This window comes from Blastococcus goldschmidtiae (assembly GCF_031845325.1).
Lineage (GTDB): Bacteria > Actinomycetota > Actinomycetes > Mycobacteriales > Geodermatophilaceae > Blastococcus > Blastococcus goldschmidtiae.
The window spans coordinates 153694-169070 of sequence record NZ_JAVREI010000006.1 but is presented as its reverse complement, the minus strand read 5'-3'; the positions used below and the strand labels follow the sequence as shown (position 1 = coordinate 169070).

16 protein-coding genes are annotated in these 15377 nt (G+C 73.9%); 11 read left to right on the top strand and 5 right to left on the bottom strand.

Annotation, left to right across the window (positions count from 1 at the left end; genetic code table 11):
- The first annotated feature begins 70 nt into the window (after positions 1–70).
- From RM425_RS11240 to RM425_RS11225, 4 genes are all read left to right on the top strand, one after another.
- The gene (locus RM425_RS11240) at positions 71–931 is read left to right on the top strand and encodes an ABC transporter ATP-binding protein (protein WP_311345287.1); all 861 of its coding nucleotides are present in this window, start codon (positions 71–73) and stop codon (positions 929–931) included.
- Positions 928–1779 carry an ABC transporter permease gene (locus RM425_RS11235; RefSeq protein ID WP_311345286.1) on the top strand — a complete coding sequence of 284 codons (852 nt, stop codon included), beginning with the start codon at positions 928–930 and terminating at the stop codon, positions 1777–1779. The genes RM425_RS11240 and RM425_RS11235 overlap by 4 nt, the downstream gene beginning before the upstream one ends.
- A 31-nt stretch (positions 1780–1810) precedes the next feature.
- Complete coding sequence (gene bla / locus RM425_RS11230) at positions 1811–2737, top strand: class A beta-lactamase (protein ID WP_311345285.1); 927 nt, start codon at positions 1811–1813, stop codon at positions 2735–2737.
- 81 nt (positions 2738–2818) lie between these two features.
- Positions 2819–5422 carry a bifunctional FO biosynthesis protein CofGH gene (locus RM425_RS11225; RefSeq protein WP_311345284.1) on the top strand — a complete coding sequence of 868 codons (2604 nt, stop codon included), beginning with the start codon at positions 2819–2821 and terminating at the stop codon, positions 5420–5422.
- Here RM425_RS11225 and RM425_RS11220 read toward each other — a convergent pair.
- Positions 5409–6233: an alpha/beta hydrolase gene (locus tag RM425_RS11220; RefSeq protein ID WP_311345283.1), complete on the bottom strand. Its 825-nt coding sequence runs from the start codon at positions 6231–6233 to the stop codon at positions 5409–5411. The two genes, RM425_RS11225 and RM425_RS11220, sit on opposite strands and share 14 nt — an antisense overlap.
- A gap of 52 nt (positions 6234–6285) precedes the next feature.
- On the opposite strand from RM425_RS11220, the gene RM425_RS11215 reads away from it, so the two are divergent.
- Positions 6286–6726: a cupin domain-containing protein gene (locus RM425_RS11215; protein ID WP_311345282.1), complete on the top strand. Its 441-nt coding sequence runs from the start codon at positions 6286–6288 to the stop codon at positions 6724–6726.
- A gap of 17 nt (positions 6727–6743) precedes the next feature.
- On the opposite strand, the gene RM425_RS11210 is transcribed toward RM425_RS11215, so the two are convergent.
- On the bottom strand, positions 6744–7568 hold the full coding sequence (locus tag RM425_RS11210) for an SRPBCC family protein (RefSeq protein WP_311345281.1): 825 nt from the start codon (positions 7566–7568) through the stop codon (positions 6744–6746).
- A gap of 282 nt (positions 7569–7850) precedes the next feature.
- Between RM425_RS11210 and RM425_RS11205 the strand changes: the two genes are divergently transcribed.
- Positions 7851–8267, top strand: a complete 417-nt coding sequence (locus tag RM425_RS11205; RefSeq protein WP_311345280.1) for a hypothetical protein — start codon at positions 7851–7853, stop codon at positions 8265–8267.
- Between the two features lie 2 nt (positions 8268–8269).
- Here RM425_RS11205 and RM425_RS11200 read toward each other — a convergent pair whose 3' ends face one another.
- Positions 8270–8881 carry a LysE family translocator gene (locus RM425_RS11200; RefSeq protein WP_311345279.1) on the bottom strand — a complete coding sequence of 204 codons (612 nt, stop codon included), beginning with the start codon at positions 8879–8881 and terminating at the stop codon, positions 8270–8272.
- Positions 8882–9124: 243 nt separating this feature from the next.
- On the opposite strand from RM425_RS11200, the gene RM425_RS11195 reads away from it, so the two are divergent.
- From RM425_RS11195 to RM425_RS11175, 5 genes are all read left to right on the top strand, one after another.
- A complete protein-coding gene (locus RM425_RS11195; RefSeq protein ID WP_311345278.1) occupies positions 9125–9508 on the top strand; it encodes a hypothetical protein in 384 nt (127 codons plus the stop codon).
- A 109-nt stretch (positions 9509–9617) separates the two neighbouring features.
- Entirely contained in the window at positions 9618–10067 is a 450-nt protein-coding gene (locus RM425_RS11190) for a cupin domain-containing protein (protein ID WP_311345277.1), read from the top strand.
- Between the two features lie 46 nt (positions 10068–10113).
- Positions 10114–11127, top strand: coding sequence for an NADPH:quinone reductase (locus RM425_RS11185; RefSeq protein WP_311345276.1), 1014 nt, complete (start codon positions 10114–10116; stop codon positions 11125–11127).
- A gap of 112 nt (positions 11128–11239) precedes the next feature.
- Positions 11240–11689 carry a cupin domain-containing protein gene (locus tag RM425_RS11180; RefSeq protein ID WP_311345275.1) on the top strand — a complete coding sequence of 150 codons (450 nt, stop codon included), beginning with the start codon at positions 11240–11242 and terminating at the stop codon, positions 11687–11689.
- A gap of 56 nt (positions 11690–11745) precedes the next feature.
- The gene (locus tag RM425_RS11175; protein WP_311345274.1) at positions 11746–12099 is read left to right on the top strand and encodes a cupin domain-containing protein; all 354 of its coding nucleotides are present in this window, start codon (positions 11746–11748) and stop codon (positions 12097–12099) included.
- Between the two features lie 58 nt (positions 12100–12157).
- On the opposite strand, the gene RM425_RS11170 is transcribed toward RM425_RS11175, so the two are convergent.
- Entirely contained in the window at positions 12158–13312 is a 1155-nt protein-coding gene (locus tag RM425_RS11170) for an acyl-CoA dehydrogenase family protein (protein ID WP_311345273.1), read from the bottom strand.
- Positions 13313–15313, bottom strand: coding sequence for an ATP-binding protein (locus RM425_RS11165; RefSeq protein ID WP_311345272.1), 2001 nt, complete (start codon positions 15311–15313; stop codon positions 13313–13315).
- Positions 15314–15377: the final 64 nt, after the last annotated feature.

Genomic DNA, 15377 nt, shown 5'->3' with positions numbered 1-15377 from the left:
CGCCGACCTGCCCCCGCCGGCGGCCGCCTGGTGCACCGGACTGCGCAAGCGGTACGGACGGCGCACCGCCGTGGACGGGGTCTCGCTGGAGGTCGGCCGCGGCGAGGTGGTCGGCCTGCTCGGGCCGAACGGCGCCGGCAAGACGACCGTCATCAAGATGCTGCTGGGCCTGGTGCGCCCCGACGCCGGCGAGGTGATGCTGCTCGGGCAGCCGGCCGCCGAGCCGGCCGCCCGGGCCCGCGTCGGCTACCTCCCCGAGCTCTTCCGCTACCAGCCGTGGCTCAGCGCCGCCGAGGTGCTGGAGCTGCACGTCCGGCTCTCGGGCATGGAGGTGACGGCGCCGGAGCGGCGCGAGTCCCTGGAGCTCGTCGGGCTCGGCGACCGCGCCGGTGACCGGGTCGGCGGCTTCTCCAAGGGGATGCAGCAGCGGCTCGGCCTCGCCGTGGCGCTGGTGGCCCGGCCGGAGTTCGTCGTCCTGGACGAGCCCACCAGCGCGCTGGACCCGCTGGGCCGGGTCGACGTGCGCGACATCGTGCTGTCGCTGAAGTCCCGCGGCATCGCGGTGCTGCTGAACTCGCACCTGATCGGTGAGGTGGAGCGGGTGTGCGACCGGGTGGTCATCCTCGACCGCGGCCGGGTCGCGGCGTCGGGTTCGCTGCTGGAACTCCTCGGCCAGCACGAGGTCCGGCTGCACCTGACCGGGCTGCTGCCCGCGGGCGAGACGCGGCTGGCGGCGGCGGGACGCGTCGAGCGGCAGGGCGACTGGCTCACCGTGGCGTTTCCCGCCGACGACGAGGAGACGGTGCCGGACCTGGTGCGTGACCTGGTGGCGCTCGGCGTCCGGGTGCACGCGGTCGAGCCGGGGCGGATCAGCCTCGAGGAGCGGCTGCTGGGCATCCTGCGCGACGGAGCCGAGGGAGAGCGCTCGTGACCCGCGTCGTGCTGACCGTTGCGGGGCTCACCCTGCGTGAGGCGGCCCGCCGGCGGGTGCTGCTGGCGCTCGCGATCCTGACCCTGGTCCTGCTCGCGCTGAGCGGGTGGGGCTTCTCCCGGTTCGCCGCGGAGTCCGGCGGCACGCTGACCAGCGGCGAGGCGCGGCTGACGGCATCGATCCTGCTCAACCTGGTCATGTTCGGCTACAGCCTGATCGCCGCGCTGGGCACCGCGTTCCTCGCCGGGCCGACGTTGTCGGGCGAGACCGAGTCGGGCATCGCGCTGGCGGTGCTCGCCCGGCCGATCCGCCGGTCGGCCTTCCTGCTGGGCAAGTGGCTGGGGCTGGTGACCTTCGGCAGCGTCTTCGTCGTCCTCGCCGGTCTGGCGCAGATCCTCGTCGTCCGGGCGACGGTGGACTACTGGCCGCCCGATCCGGCGGCCGCGCTCGCGCTGCTCGCCGCACAGACCACCGTGCTGCTCACCCTCGCCGTCCTGCTGTCCACCGTCATCTCGCCGATGGCCTCCGGCGTCGTCGCGGTCGGCATGTTCTGCACCACCTGGGTGGCCGGCGTCGTGGGTGGCATCGGGGCCTCGCTGGACAACGAGGCCGTGGCCCGCGTCGGCTCGGTGTCGCGGATGCTGCTGCCCACCGACGGGCTGTGGCGCGGGGCGATGCACGGGTTCCAGGACCCCTCGGCGCTGCTGCAGTTCGGCGGGGCCGACGGCGAGGCGTTCCCGTTCCTCAGCGTCGCGCCGCTGACCTGGGCCTACCTGGCCTGGGCCGCCGTGTGGGTGGCGATGGTGTGGGGGCTGGCCGCGGTCTCCTTCGTCCGGAAGGACCTCTGACGGGATCGGCACCGGCTAGCCTCCGGAGCCGATGAGCGCACTGCGGATCCGGGCCGGGGCCGTCGTGCTGGTCGCGCTGCTCGGCGGCTGCTCCGGCACCGAGCCGGTGGCCGCACCCCCGTCGTCGCCGTCGCCGTCGCCGTCGACTGCGCCTGCCACGACCGCAGCGCCCCCGCCCGATGCCTCCCCCGCCTTCCGCGGACTGGAGGCCGAGTTCGGCGCCCGGCTCGGCGTCTTCGCCGTCGACACCGGGACGGGGCGGACGCTGGAGCACCGCGCCGACGAGCGGTTCGCGTACGCATCCACGCACAAGGCGCTGAGCGCGGCCCTCGTCCTCGACCGGACCACCGACGCCGAGCTCGACCAGGTGGTGCCCTACGACGCCGACGACCTCGTGACCCACTCGCCGGTCACCGAGCGGCACGCCGGCACCGGGCTGCCCCTGCGCGACCTGCTCCAGGCCGCGATCGGCCGGAGCGACAACACCGCCGCCAACCTGCTGCTCGCCCGCCTCGGCGGACCGGCGGGGTTCGAGGCCGGGCTCCGGGAGCTCGGGGACGACGTCACACAGGCCGACCGGACGGAGCCCGAGCTGAACGAGGCGGTGCCCGGCGACGAGCGCGATACCAGCACCTGCCGAGCGCTGGCCTCCGACCTGCAGGCCTTCCTCCTGGGCGACGCCCTGTCCGCCGACGACCGCGCCCTCCTCATGGAGTGGATGCGGGGCAACACCACCGGCGCGACGCTGATCGAGGCCGGGATCCCGCCGGGCTGGGAGATCGCGGACAAGTCCGGGGCCGGCGGCTACGGCACCCGCAACGACATCGCGGTCCTGTGGCCACCCGACGGCGCCCCCATCGTGCTGGCCGTCCTCTCCACCCGTTTGCTGGCCGATGCGCCGCACGACGACGCACTGGTCGCGCGGGCCGCCACGGTGGTCGTCGACACCCTGCAGTGACGGCCCCCGTGCAGGGGCCCGCACGCGAGCTCGCGAGCGGGTGGGGGGCACGGGGGTCCTTCGACTAGCGTCGGACGGGCTATGAGCGCTCTGCCTGCACCCACCGAGTCCGCCCTCCGCCGCGCGCTGACCCGCGCCGAGCGGGGCGTGACCCTCGACGCCGTCGAGGCCGAGACGCTGCTGCACGCCCGCGGCCTGGGCGAGGGCGAGCCGCTGGACCGGCTGCTGACCGCCGCCGCCCGGGTCCGCGACGCGGGGCTGGCGTCCGCGGGACGTCCGGGCGTGGTCACGTACAGCCGCAAGGTGTTCATCCCGCTCACCCACCTGTGCCGCGACCGCTGCCACTACTGCACGTTCGTCACGACGCCGGGGCAGCTGCGCGCGGAGGGCAAGGCGCCCTACCTCTCCCCCGACGAGGTGCTCGACGTCGCCCGCGCGGGTGCGGCCATGGGCTGCAAGGAGGCGCTGTTCACCCTCGGCGACCGCCCCGAGGACCGCTGGCCCGTCGCCGCCGAGTGGCTGGAGGCGCACGGCTTCGACTCCACCCTGGGCTACCTGCGCGCGATGGCCATCCGGGTGCTCGAGGAGACCGGGCTGCTCCCCCACCTCAACCCCGGCCTCCTGTCGTGGGAGGAGATCCAGCGGCTCAAGCCGGTGTCGGCCTCGATGGGCATGATGCTGGAGACGACGGCGACCCGGCTGTGGTCCGAGCCGGGCGGCCCGCACTTCGGTTCTCCCGACAAGGAGCCCGCGCTCCGGCTGCGGGTGCTCGAGGACGCCGGCCGCTCCGCCGTCCCCTTCACCACGGGCGTGCTGCTCGGCATCGGCGAGGACTACGCCGAGCGGGTCGACGCCGTGCTGCAGATCCGGGCCAGCGCACAGCGGCACGGGCACGTGCAGGAGACCATCGTCCAGAACTTCCGGGCCAAGCCGCGCACCGCCATGCAGGCGCACGACGACCTGGAACTGCAGGAGTACGTCGCGGCGGTGGCCGTCACCCGGCTGCTGCTCGGCCCGAAGGCGCGGGTGCAGGCGCCCCCGAACCTGTCGGACTCCACCGAGCTCGGCCTGCTGCTGCGCGCGGGCGTCGACGACTGGGGCGGCGTCTCGCCGCTGACCCCCGACCACGTCAACCCCGAGCGGCCCTGGCCTCAACTCGAGCAGCTGGCTCTGCTCTCCCTCGATGCCGGCTTCACCCTCCGCGAACGACTGGCCGCCCAGCCGCCATACGTGCTGCAGCCCGAGCCCTGGCTGGACCCGCGGGTGCGCCCGCACGTGGACGCGCTGGCCGGCCCCGACGGGCTGGCCGTCGAGGGACGGCTGCCGGTCGGCCTGCCGTGGCAGGAGCCGGACGAGTCGTGGACGTCGTCAGGCCGGGTCGACCTGCACGTCGAGGTGGACACGACCGGGCGGACGTCGGACCGGCGCAGCGACTTCGACGCCGTCTACGGCGACTGGTCCGAGCTGCGCGACCGCACCGAGAGCGCCCGCGACGGGCGCTCGACCGCGCTGACCGTGGGCGACCCGGAGGTGCACGCCGCACTGGCGCACGCGGAGACCGATCCGGCCGGGCTGACCGACGCCGAGTACCTCGCGCTGCTGGGCGCCGACGGCGCCGATCTCGAGGCGCTGTGCGCGCTCGCCGATGCCGTCCGCAGGGACGTCAACGGCGACGACGTCACCTACGTCGTGAACCGGAACATCAACTTCACCAACGTCTGCTACACCGGCTGCCGGTTCTGCGCGTTCGCCCAGCGGCGCACCGACGCCGACGCCTACACGCTGTCGATGGAGCAGGTCGGCGACCGCGTGGACGAGGCGTGGGCGGCCGGCGCGACCGAGATCTGCATGCAGGGCGGCATCCACCCCGACCTGCCCGGGACGGCGTACTTCGACCTGGCCCGCGAGGTGAAGAAGCGGCGGCCGGGCATCCACCTGCACGCCTTCTCGCCGATGGAGATCGTGAACGGCGCGGCCCGCACCGGGCTGTCGTTCCGCGAGTTCCTCACCGCGCTCAAGGAGGCCGGGCTGGACTCGGTCCCGGGCACCGCGGCGGAGATCCTCGACGACGACGTCCGCTGGGTGCTGACCAAGGGCAAGCTGCCGACGGCGACCTGGCTGGAGATCATCGGCACCGCGCACGAGGTCGGCCTGCCGACGACGTCGACGATGATGTACGGCCACGTGGACACCCCGGCGCACTGGGTCGGGCACCTGCGCACTCTCGCCGCGCTGCAGGACCGCACCGGTGGGTTCAGCGAGTTCGTGCTGCTGCCGTTCGTGCACCACAACTCGCCGATCTACCTGGCCGGCGTCGCCCGCCCCGGGCCCACGGTCCGTGAGAACCGGGCCATCCACGCCGTCGCCCGGCTGCTGCTGCACGGCCGGATCCCCAACATCCAGACCTCGTGGGTGAAGCTCGCCGACGCCGGTACCAAGGCAGTCCTGCAGGGCGGCGCCAACGACCTCGGCGGCACGCTCATGGAGGAGACGATCAGCCGGATGGCCGGCAGCGAGAACGGCTCGCTGAAGACCATCGCGGAGCTGGAGGCGATGGCCGCCGCGATCGGCCGGCCCGCCCGCCAGCGGACGACGGAGTACGGCACGCCCCCGGCCGAGCGGCTCGCCACCGCGCGCTCCGAGGAGGGCCGCGCCCGGCTCACCCTCTCGATCACCCCGAGCTGAGAGCGGCCAGCTCCACGACCGCCGAGACCACCTCCTCCCCGGAGAGCAGGACGAGGTCGTTGTGGTCGGCACCCGGCACCTCCACCACCCGGTGCAGCCGGGCCGCGGCGTCGGCCACCTCCCGGCTCTGCGCCGGCGGCACGACCGAGTCGCCGCCGCCGTACACGACGGTGGTGGGCACCTCGACCCGGCGGACCAGCTCGGTCACCGGGTAGCGGTCCCGCAGCAGCGCCCGCACCGGGAGGAACGGGTAGTGCTCCCTGCCCACGGCGGCCAGGTCGACGAAGGGCGAGCGCAGCACGAGGCCGGCAGGCGGGTGCTCGACGGCCAGCTCGGTCGCGACGGCCGCACCGAGGCTCTCGCCGAAGTACACGAGCCGGTCGGGCGGGACCTGCGCCCGGTCCAGCAGGAACGCCCGCGCCGCACGGGCGTCGAGCGCGAGGCCGGCCTCGCTCGGGGTGCCCGGGTTGCCGCCGTAGCCGCGGTAGTCGAAGAGGAGGACGGCGAGCCCCTCCTCGGCGAGCGCACGCGCCAGCGGGGCCCGCATGCCCCGGTGGCCGCCGTTGCCGTTGGCGACCAGCACCCCGGCGGCGTCCGGCGTCCGGCCGGGGACGAACCAGCCGGCCAGCCGCAGGCCGTCGTCGGTCTCGAGCACCACGTCCCGCGCACCGGGGACGGCCTCCGCCGCCGGGGCGACCGGCCCGGCGTCCGGCAGGTAGACCAGGTGGCGCTGGAACGCCCAGAGGAGGCTCACCAGTGCAGTGCACAGCAGGACGACGACGGACGCAGCGACGACCGCCCTGCGCAGCATCCCGCGATGCTCCCTCCTGCCGTCCGTGGGAGACCAGCGCTAGCGTCCGCCCATGGCACACGACCACGCCGCCGACGGCAGCGACCAGTGGCACGCGCCGCTGCGGCACGTCCGCGCGGCCGAGATGTCGACCGACACCGGCCAGACGCCCGGGATGAGCCGCAGCGAGGCGATCTCGGCGCGCACCGTGGGGTCGGAACGGCTCTGGATGGGGCGGACGACGGTCGGCCCCGGAGCGACGTCCGGCAATCACCACCACGGCGACTCCGAGACCGCCATCTACGTCGTCTCCGGGCGCCCGGTGTTCGTCTTCGCCCGCGACGGCGAGGAGGTGCGGCTGACCCCGGAGCCCGGCGACCACGTCTTCGTTCCGCCGTTCACCCCGCACCGGGAGGAGAACCCGGGCGACGAGGAGGCCGTCGTCGTCATCGCACGAAGCAGCCAGGAGGCCATCGTGGTCAACCTGCCGCCGGGGTCGCTCCGGGAGGTCTGACCGCCGCCCGCGGTCGGCTAGCGGTCCTGGCCCTCGCGGCGCCCGGTCGGCTCCACGCCCTCGCGGCGCGCGGTCGATTCCACGCCCTCGCCGGCGGTGGCCCCCCGGGCATCGGTCTCCTCGACCAGCACGTCCACCCGGGTCACCTCCACCGGTGGCTGCTCGACGACGGCCACTGGCTGCGTGGTCGGCGGTGCCGGCGGGGACACCTCTTCCCCCTGCACGCTCTCCGACCCGCCATTCGACCCGGCCACGGCGGCGCCGGCAGCCACGGCTCCGGCAACTGCGGCCGCTCCGGCGGCGACGGCCTTCCCCGACATCCCGGCCTTGCCGCTGTCCCCTCGGGACAAGGACGCGTCCTCCACGCCCGGCGTGCCGAAACCCAGGGAGTGCTCCTTCGAACCTCGCCAAGCGCCGCTCGCGTGGCCCGCGTCCTCGATGAGAATCTTGAACTTCTGCAGGTCCGACTTCGCCTGCCTGCTCACGATGCCCAGCTTGTCACCGGCGTGCTCCACCAGACCCTCGGGCTCGTATTCGAGGCTGAGATGCACGATCGTGGAAGAGGGACCGGCGGGTTCGAAGCGCACGGCGCCGGCGTTGGTCGCGCCTCCCGTGGCGGCCCAGCTGATCTTCTCGTCAGGAACCTGCTCGAGGATCGCGGCGTCCCATTCTCTCCGGACACCTGCGATCTCGGCCACCCAGTGCAGGCGCAGGTCGCCGCGCTGCTGGACCTCCTTGACCCCGCCCATGAAGTGCGGGAAGTCCTCGAACTGCGTCCACTGGTTGTAAGCCGTGCTCACCGGGACATCGACCTGGATGGACTCTTCGACCTTGGTGCTCATCGTCGTCTCCTCGTGTCGTCGCGCATGTCGTCCGGCCCTCGCACTACCCGATCGCCACCGGTGATGCACGGACCGCGGACGAACGGCTCGACTGCTCCGGTGGAGGCTCGTCTGCCCGGTGCCGATGGACCTGTTCCTGGCGTTTCCGCTGCGGCTCTCGTCCCGGTGGTGGTGGCTGACCCGTCTGGCCGCGGTCGTGCTGACCGTGGTGCTCCTGGAGCGGATCATCCGGCTGGAGAAGGGCACGGCCGCAGCCGCACAGCCCGTCGCTAGCCTCGGCGCGTGGGTCTCTTCGGGCAGTTCGCGTACAGCGACGGGCGGTGGAGCCGGGGCGGCCCGACGGCGGTGCCGTTCCTGCTGGTCGACGTGCACGACAGCGGGTTCGCCACCGTCGACCACCGCCGCGCGGACGCCAGCGGCGGCCGCTTCTTCCTGCGCTACGAGCCGAGGTTCTACTTCGCCGAGGTCGACGCGTCGGATCCGGTCGACGTCGACGCGGAGGCCGAGGGGTTCGCCGCGTGGACGAAGGAGGCGACCGGCACGGACCTCGACCCGGCCGATGTGCGCCCGTTGCTGGCCTCTCCGACCGGGGTTCCGCCCACCGACGAGTCGGTCGAGCTCACCGTCGACCGGCTGGCCGCGCTGGCCGGCCTGCCCCCGGTGCAGTGGCCGATCGAGGCAGACGGCTACGCCGGCTGAGGTCAGCGTTCGGCGAAGGCCAGCCGGGCGCCCAGGGCCACGAAGGCCCCGCCGAAGACGCGGCGGACCCAGGTGATGACGCGGGGCCGGGAGATGACGTGGTCGCGGACGGCGGCGGCGAACAGGCCGTAGCCGACGAACACCACGAACGTCACGCCCATGAAGGCTGCGCTGAGCCACAGCATGCTGGCCAGGACGTTCGCCGAGCCCGGGGCCACGAACTGCGGCAGGAAGGCCAGGAAGAAGATCGTCAGCTTCGGGTTCAGGATGTTGACCAGCACCCCGGAGACGATGACCTGCCGCGCGGAGCGGGCGCTGGTTTCCCCCTCGACCGCGAGCGCGCCGGTGTCCCGGATCGTGTTCCAGGCCATCCAGAGCAGGTAGGCCACGCCGGCGTACTTCACGATCTGGAAGGCGACCGCGCTGGTGTGCAGCAGCGCGGCCAGGCCCGTGATGGCGGCGAGCACGTGCGGCAGCGTGCCGAGCGTGCAGCCGATGGCGGCGATCAGGCTCGCCCGGGCGCCGCGCGCCAGCCCGGCCGCCACGGTGTAGAGGACACCCGTCCCCGGAGTGGCGACGACGACCAGCGTCGTGATCATGAACTCGACGCTCACGGATCTCCTCGGTAGGCCCGGGTGGTCGCTCCTCGGCAGCCCGGGTGGCCGGACCGGAGGCTACCCAGATCACCCGGCGATGGGAACGGTGCAGACGCCGACGGCTCGCCAGGTCAGCAGCCACGCTCGGTGACGACACGCCCAACGGGTTCCGCGGGGCAAAGCGTGCTGGTCAGAGCCGCTGGTCCGGCAGGATGCGCCCGACCGCGCGGCAGCTGCGCCGCGCCCGGAAGAGGAGCCTCCGTGGCCGTCCAGGATCGAATGACCCCCCGCAACCTGTACCTCTACCTGGTCTGCCTGATCATGCTGGTGGTCAGCCTCGTCGCCGTCGTCCAGCTCGTGCGCAGCGCGATCGGGATCGCCTACCCCGAGGACGTCATGGGCTACGGCTGGACCGCCTACGAGGACCCGAGCGTCATCGGCGGCGTCGACGAGGAGTTCCTCTCCGCGGAGCAGAACGCCGCGAAGGACTCGCTGCGGCGGAGCGAGATCGTCAGCACGGTCACCGCGGGGCTGACGCTGCTCCTCGCGGGCGGGTTGTTCGCCCTCCACTGGCACCGCGCGCAGTCGGAGCGGTTGCTCCCGGCCGCCGCCCCGGAGGTTCCGGCCGCTACGCCGACCCCCTGACCCCGCCGCGGCGTGTCAGGCCGGACCTCGCCTCCGGGGTGCGCGCCGGCATCCCTTGACCGGCACCGCGAGGTCGCGGGACCGTCGGCGGCGCCGGAGGTGACCGACCATGACGCTCCTCGGACCGGGGCAGGGTTCCCGGCTGACCGCGCTCGGCTCCACGTACACGACCAAGGCGGCCGGGAACGCGACGGACAACGCCTACTGGCTTGCCGAGGAGGAGTTCTGGGGCGAGACCACGCCCCAGCACGCCCACACCACGGCGGACGAGGCGTTCGTCGTCGTCTCCGGCCGCGCGGCCGCCTGGCTCGACGGTGAGGAGGTGGACGCCGGACCGGGGACCTTCCTGCTGGTGCGACGTGGCCGGCCGCATGCCCTGCGACGCCTCTCCCAGGAGCCTGTGCGGATGTTCACCCTGGCCACGCCCGCCGGGATGGAGCACGTCTTCCGGGCAGTCGTCGAGCAGGGCGAGGAGGCGTTGCTGGAGGACCCCGCCCGGCTGGTCGCCCTCGCCGAGGAGCACGGCACCCGCATCCTCGGCGACCATCCCGGCCCCTGACGTCGACCGAGGCTTCCCGCGCACCGCTCCGGGTAGGGCGGCTCTCGTGCGCCTGATCTCCTACCGCCGTGCCGGCGGTCCCGACGTCCTCGAACTCCTCGACGTCCCCGTGCCCGACCCCGGCCCGGGTGAGGTCCGGGTGCGCGTCGCGTACTCGGGCGTGAACCCGACCGACTGGAAGTCCCGCAACGCGGCGCAGCCCGGCGCGGACGGCCAGGTGCCGAACCAGGACGGCTCGGGCACGGTCGAGGCCGTCGGCCGGGGTGTCGACCCGGTGCTGATCGGCGAGCGGGTGTGGATCTGGGAGGCCGCCTGGCAGCGCCGCTGGGGCACCGCCGCCGAGGACACCGTCGTCCCGGCCCGGCACGTCGTCCTGCTCGGGGCCGAGCCGTCCTTCGAGCTCGGCGCCGCCCTCGGCATCCCGTTCCTCACCGCCCACCGCTGCCTGACCGTCGCCGAGTCGCTGCCCGACCGGCTGGTCGCCGGCGCGCTCACCGGCCACACCGTGCTGGTCCAGGGCGGCGCGGGCGCGGTCGGCAACGCGGCCATCCAGCTGGCCCGCTGGGCCGACGCGACGGTGATCGCCACCGTCAGCAGCCCACGCAAGGCCCAGCTGGCCGCGGCCGCCGGTGCCGACCACGTCGTGGACTACCGCGAGCAGGACGTCGTCGCCGAGGTCCGGAAGGTCGCGCCGAAGGGGGTGGACGCGGTCGTGGAGGTGTCGGCGGCGACGAACGCGGCCGTCGACGCCCAGGTGATCGGGATGCACGGTGCCGTCGCCATGTACGCCGACGACGGCGGTGCGGAGGTCACGGTGCCCGTCCGGGCCCAGATGGGGCCGAATGCGCGCTGGCAGTTCGTGCTCGTCTACACCGAGCCGGAGCGGGCCAAGGTGCTCGGCATCGAGGACGTCGCCACCGCCGTCGCCGACGGCGCGATCCGGGTCGGCGAGGAGGCCGGGCTCCCGCTGCACGTCTTTCGGCTGGCCGAGACCGCCGCCGCCCACCAGGCCGTGCAGGACGGCGCCGTCGGCAAGGTGCTGATCGACGTCACCGGCTGAGGTGGTCGACGGGTCGACACGGCGACTCGGGAGCCGCCGTGCCGGTGCACGTTGACCCGCGCGCTCCCCGCCGGGACCGTGGGTCCGACACCGACACGCACGGAGGTGCCCGATGATCCTGCTCGGACCGGGAGACGGGACGAAGCTGACGGCGCTGGGATCGACGTACACGACCAAGGCCGACAGCGCCGCCACCCGCGGGGCGTACTGGCTGGTCGAGGAGGAGTTCTGGGGGGCCACCACACCCCTGCACAGCCACACCACCGCGGACGAGGCGTTCTACGTGCTGGCCGGGCGCGCGGCCCTGTGGCTCGACGGTGGTGAGGCCGAGGCCGGCCCCGGCGCGTTCCTCCTGGTGCCCCGCGGACGTCCGCACGCCCTGCGCCGGCTCTCCGACGAGCCGGTGCGGATGCTCACGCTGGTGTCCCCCTCCGGGATGGAGCAGTTCTTCCTGGCCGTCGCGGAAGCAGGCGAGGAGCGGCTGATGGCCGATCCCGACCGTCTGGTCGAGCTCGCCGCCGAGCACGGCACCGAGATCCTCGGCGACCACCCGGCGGTCTGACCGGCGGCGTGCTCCCTGCCCAGCCGGCAAGCCTGTGGGCGGCCTAGGGTCGCGGCATGAGCCGCTCCCCCGTCGACCTGTCCACCCTCTCCGGCGAGCTGCTGGACCGGGCGCGGACCGAGCACGCCGGCCGGGCGGGGCACACGCTCCCGCACCCGGTGGACGGGCTGCGCCAGACGGTGATCGCACTCCGGGCCGGGGCCGAGCTCAGCGAGCACGAGAGCCCGGGGGCGGCCTCGCTCCAGGTGCTCCAGGGGCAGGTCCGGCTGGTCGCCGGCGAGGAGACGACGGAGCTCGGCCGCCACCAGGTCGCGCCCATCCCGGATCGCCGGCACGGCCTGCACGCCGACGAGGACAGCGTCGTACTGCTCAGCGTCGCGGTCCCCCAGCGCGCGCCCCAGGCCGACTGAGGCCCCCTGCAGGGACCCGCCGCGAGCGTGCGAGTGGCGGGGGGCAGGGGCTCCTTCTTCAGCCGAGGCCGAGGTCGCGGGCGATGAGCATCCGCTGCACCTCGCTGGTGCCCTCGCCGATCTCCAGGATCTTGGCGTCACGGTAGAACCGGCCCACCGGGAACTCGTTCATGAAGCCGTACCCGCCGTGCACCTGCGTGGCGTAGCGGGCGTTGTCCATGGCGACCTCGGAGCTGTAGAGCTTGGCGATCGACGCCTCACGCTTGAACGGCTCGCCGCGCAGCATCTTCTCCGCCGCCCGGTAGTAGGCCAGCCGCGCGGTGGAGGCCCGTACCTCCATGTCGGCGATCATGAACTGGATCGCCTGGTTCTTCCCGATCGGCTGACCGAACGCCTCGCGCTCACCGGCGTACTTCACCGACTCGTCGACGCAGCCCTGCGCCAGACCCACCGAGAGCGCCGAGATCGCGATCCGGCCCTCGTCGAGGATCGAGAGGAACTGCGCGTAGCCGCGGCCCCGCTCCCCCACCAGGTTCTCGGCCGGCACGCGGACGTCGTCGAAGGAGAGCTCCCGGGTGTCCGAGGCGTTCCAGCCGACCTTCGAGTACCGCTTGCCGACCGCGAAGCCCGGCGTCCCCGACGGCACGATGATCGCGGAGATCTCCTTGCCGCCGTCCGGGCGCGTGCCGGTGACCGCGGTGACGGTGACCAGCTCGGTGAGGTCGGTGCCGGAGTTGGTGATGAACGCCTTGGACCCGTTGATGACCCAGGAGCCGTCCTCGAGCCGGGCGGTGGTGCGGGTGGAGCCCGCGTCCGAGCCGCCGCCGGCCTCGGTGAGCCCGAAGGCGCCGAGCGCCTCCCCGGCACACAGCCGGGGCAGCCACTCGCGCTTCTGCGCTGGCGTGCCGAACCGGAAGATCGGCATGGCCCCCAGGGAGACGCCGGCCTCGACGGTGATCGCCATCGAGGAGTCGACCCGGGCCAGCTCCTCGAGCGCCACGCACAGGTCGAAGTACGTGCCGCCCGAGCCGCCGTACTCCTCGGGGAAGGGCAGGCCGAACAGCCCGAGCTCGCCCATCTGCCGCACGATGTGGGTGGGGAACTCGTCGCGCTCGTAGAACTCGCCGATCTGCGGGGCGATGACCTCGCGCGCGAACTCGCGCACCGTCGTCCGCAGCGCCTCGGTCTCGTCGCTGAGCCGGTAGTCCAGCATTCAGTCCTCCTGCTCGTCACCGGCGGCGGCCGGGGTCACCAGCGCCACCCGCTCGTCCAGCGCGACCGTCTGGCCGGCTGCCACTCCGAGCTCGGTCACCGTGCCCGCGATGGGGGCGGTGAGCACGTGCTCCATCTTCATCGCCTCGACGACCAGCAGCGGGGTCCCCGCCGCCACCTCGTCGCCGACGGACGCCTGCACCACGGTCACCGTCCCGGGCATCGGAGAGGTGACCGCGCCGCCCCCGCCGGATCCGGCCGCCGCCGACGCCAGCCGCTCCTGCTCGCGCAGGGCGGCCACCCGCCCCCCGGCCGCCAGCCACACCGTGCCGTCGCGGTGCACCACCACCCAGGACGACGTCAGCCCGTCCAGGGTGACCCGCAGCCGATCGCCGTCCCGGACCGCCGAGGCCCGCACCGGATCGCCGTCGCCCACCGCGACCTGCGCGTCGCCCGAGCGACCCCGCACCCGCACCGTCACCGGCTCCCCGCCGGCGGCCTGCAGCCGGCGCACGGTCCAGGCCGGCTCGCCCAGCCGCCAGCCGTCGGGCACGTCCCACCGGTCGACGACCGCACCGGCGGGTTCGGACTCGACGAGCAGCGCCAGTGCCGCCGCGGCATGGACCTCCGCCGGCGGGGGGCCGGGCAGCGTGAGCGCCTCGCCCCGCCGCTCGATCAGGCCGGTGTCCAGCCGCCCGGCGACGACGTCCGGATCGCTCAGCAGCTGCTGCAGGAAGCCGGCGTTCGTCGTCACGCCGAGGACGGCGGTGCGCCCCAGCGCCGCGACCAGGCGGGCGCGGGCGGTCTCCCGGGTGGGCGCCCAGGCGATCACCTTGGCCAGCATCGGGTCGTAGTCGGTGCCGACGACGGTGCCCACGGCCAGCGAGCTGTCCACCCGGATCCCCGGGCCGTCGGCCTCCACCAGCCCGAGCACGGTGCCGGCCGAGGGCAGGAAGCCGCGGGCAGGGTCCTCGGCGTAGAGCCGGGCCTCGATGGCGTGCCCGTCCAGGGAGACGTCGCTCTGCTCGACCGGCAGCGGCTCACCGGCGGCGATCCGGATCTGCTGCTCCACCAGGTCCAGGCCGGTGATCGCCTCGGTGACCGGGTGCTCCACCTGCAGGCGGGTGTTCATCTCGAGGAAGAAGAAGTCCCGTGGACGATCCGCGTCCACGATGAACTCGACGGTGCCGGCCCCGGTGTAGCCGACCGCCCGGGCGGCCTCGACCGCCGCCCGGCCCATCGACGCCCGCATCGCGGTGTCCAGCAGCGGCGACGGCGCCTCCTCGATCACCTTCTGGTGCCGGCGCTGCAGCGAGCACTCGCGCTCGCCGAGGTGGATCACGGTGCCGTGGGTGTCGCCGAGCACCTGCACCTCGATGTGCCGTGAGTTGCCGACGTACCGCTCGACCAGCAGGGTGTCGTCGCCGAACGAGCCGCGCGCCTCGCGGCGGGCGGCGGCGATCGCCTCGGGCAGCTCGTCGGCCGAGCGCACCACCCGCATGCCCTTGCCGCCGCCTCCGGCGCTCGGCTTGAGCAGCGCCGGGAAGCCGACGGCGACGGCGGCGTCGGCGACCTGCGCGTCGGTCATGCCCGGCTCGGTCCGCCCGGGAACGACGGGGACGCCCGCGGCCATCACGGTCTGCTTGGCGCGGATCTTGTCGGCCATCGCCTCGATCGCGTCCACCGGCGGCCCGACGAAGACGATCCCCGCCGCCGCACAGGCCTTGGCGAAGTCGACGTTCTCGGACAGGAACCCGTAGCCGGGGTGGATCGCCTGGGCGCCGGTGCGGACGGCGGCGTCGAGCACCCGCTCGATCGACAGGTAGCTCTGCGCGGCGGGCGCGGGCCCGATGGGCACGGCGACGTCGGCCAGCCTGGTGTGCAGCGCGTCGGCGTCGGCGTCGCTGTGCACGGCGACCGACCGGATGCCCATCTCGCGCAGGGTGCGGATGACCCGGACGGCGATCTCGCCCCGGTTGGCCACGAGGACGGTGTCGAACACCTACGCCACCGCCCCGTCCTGCTTTTCCGCGGAAAAGCGCAGCGCTTCTCCGCGGAAAAGCGCG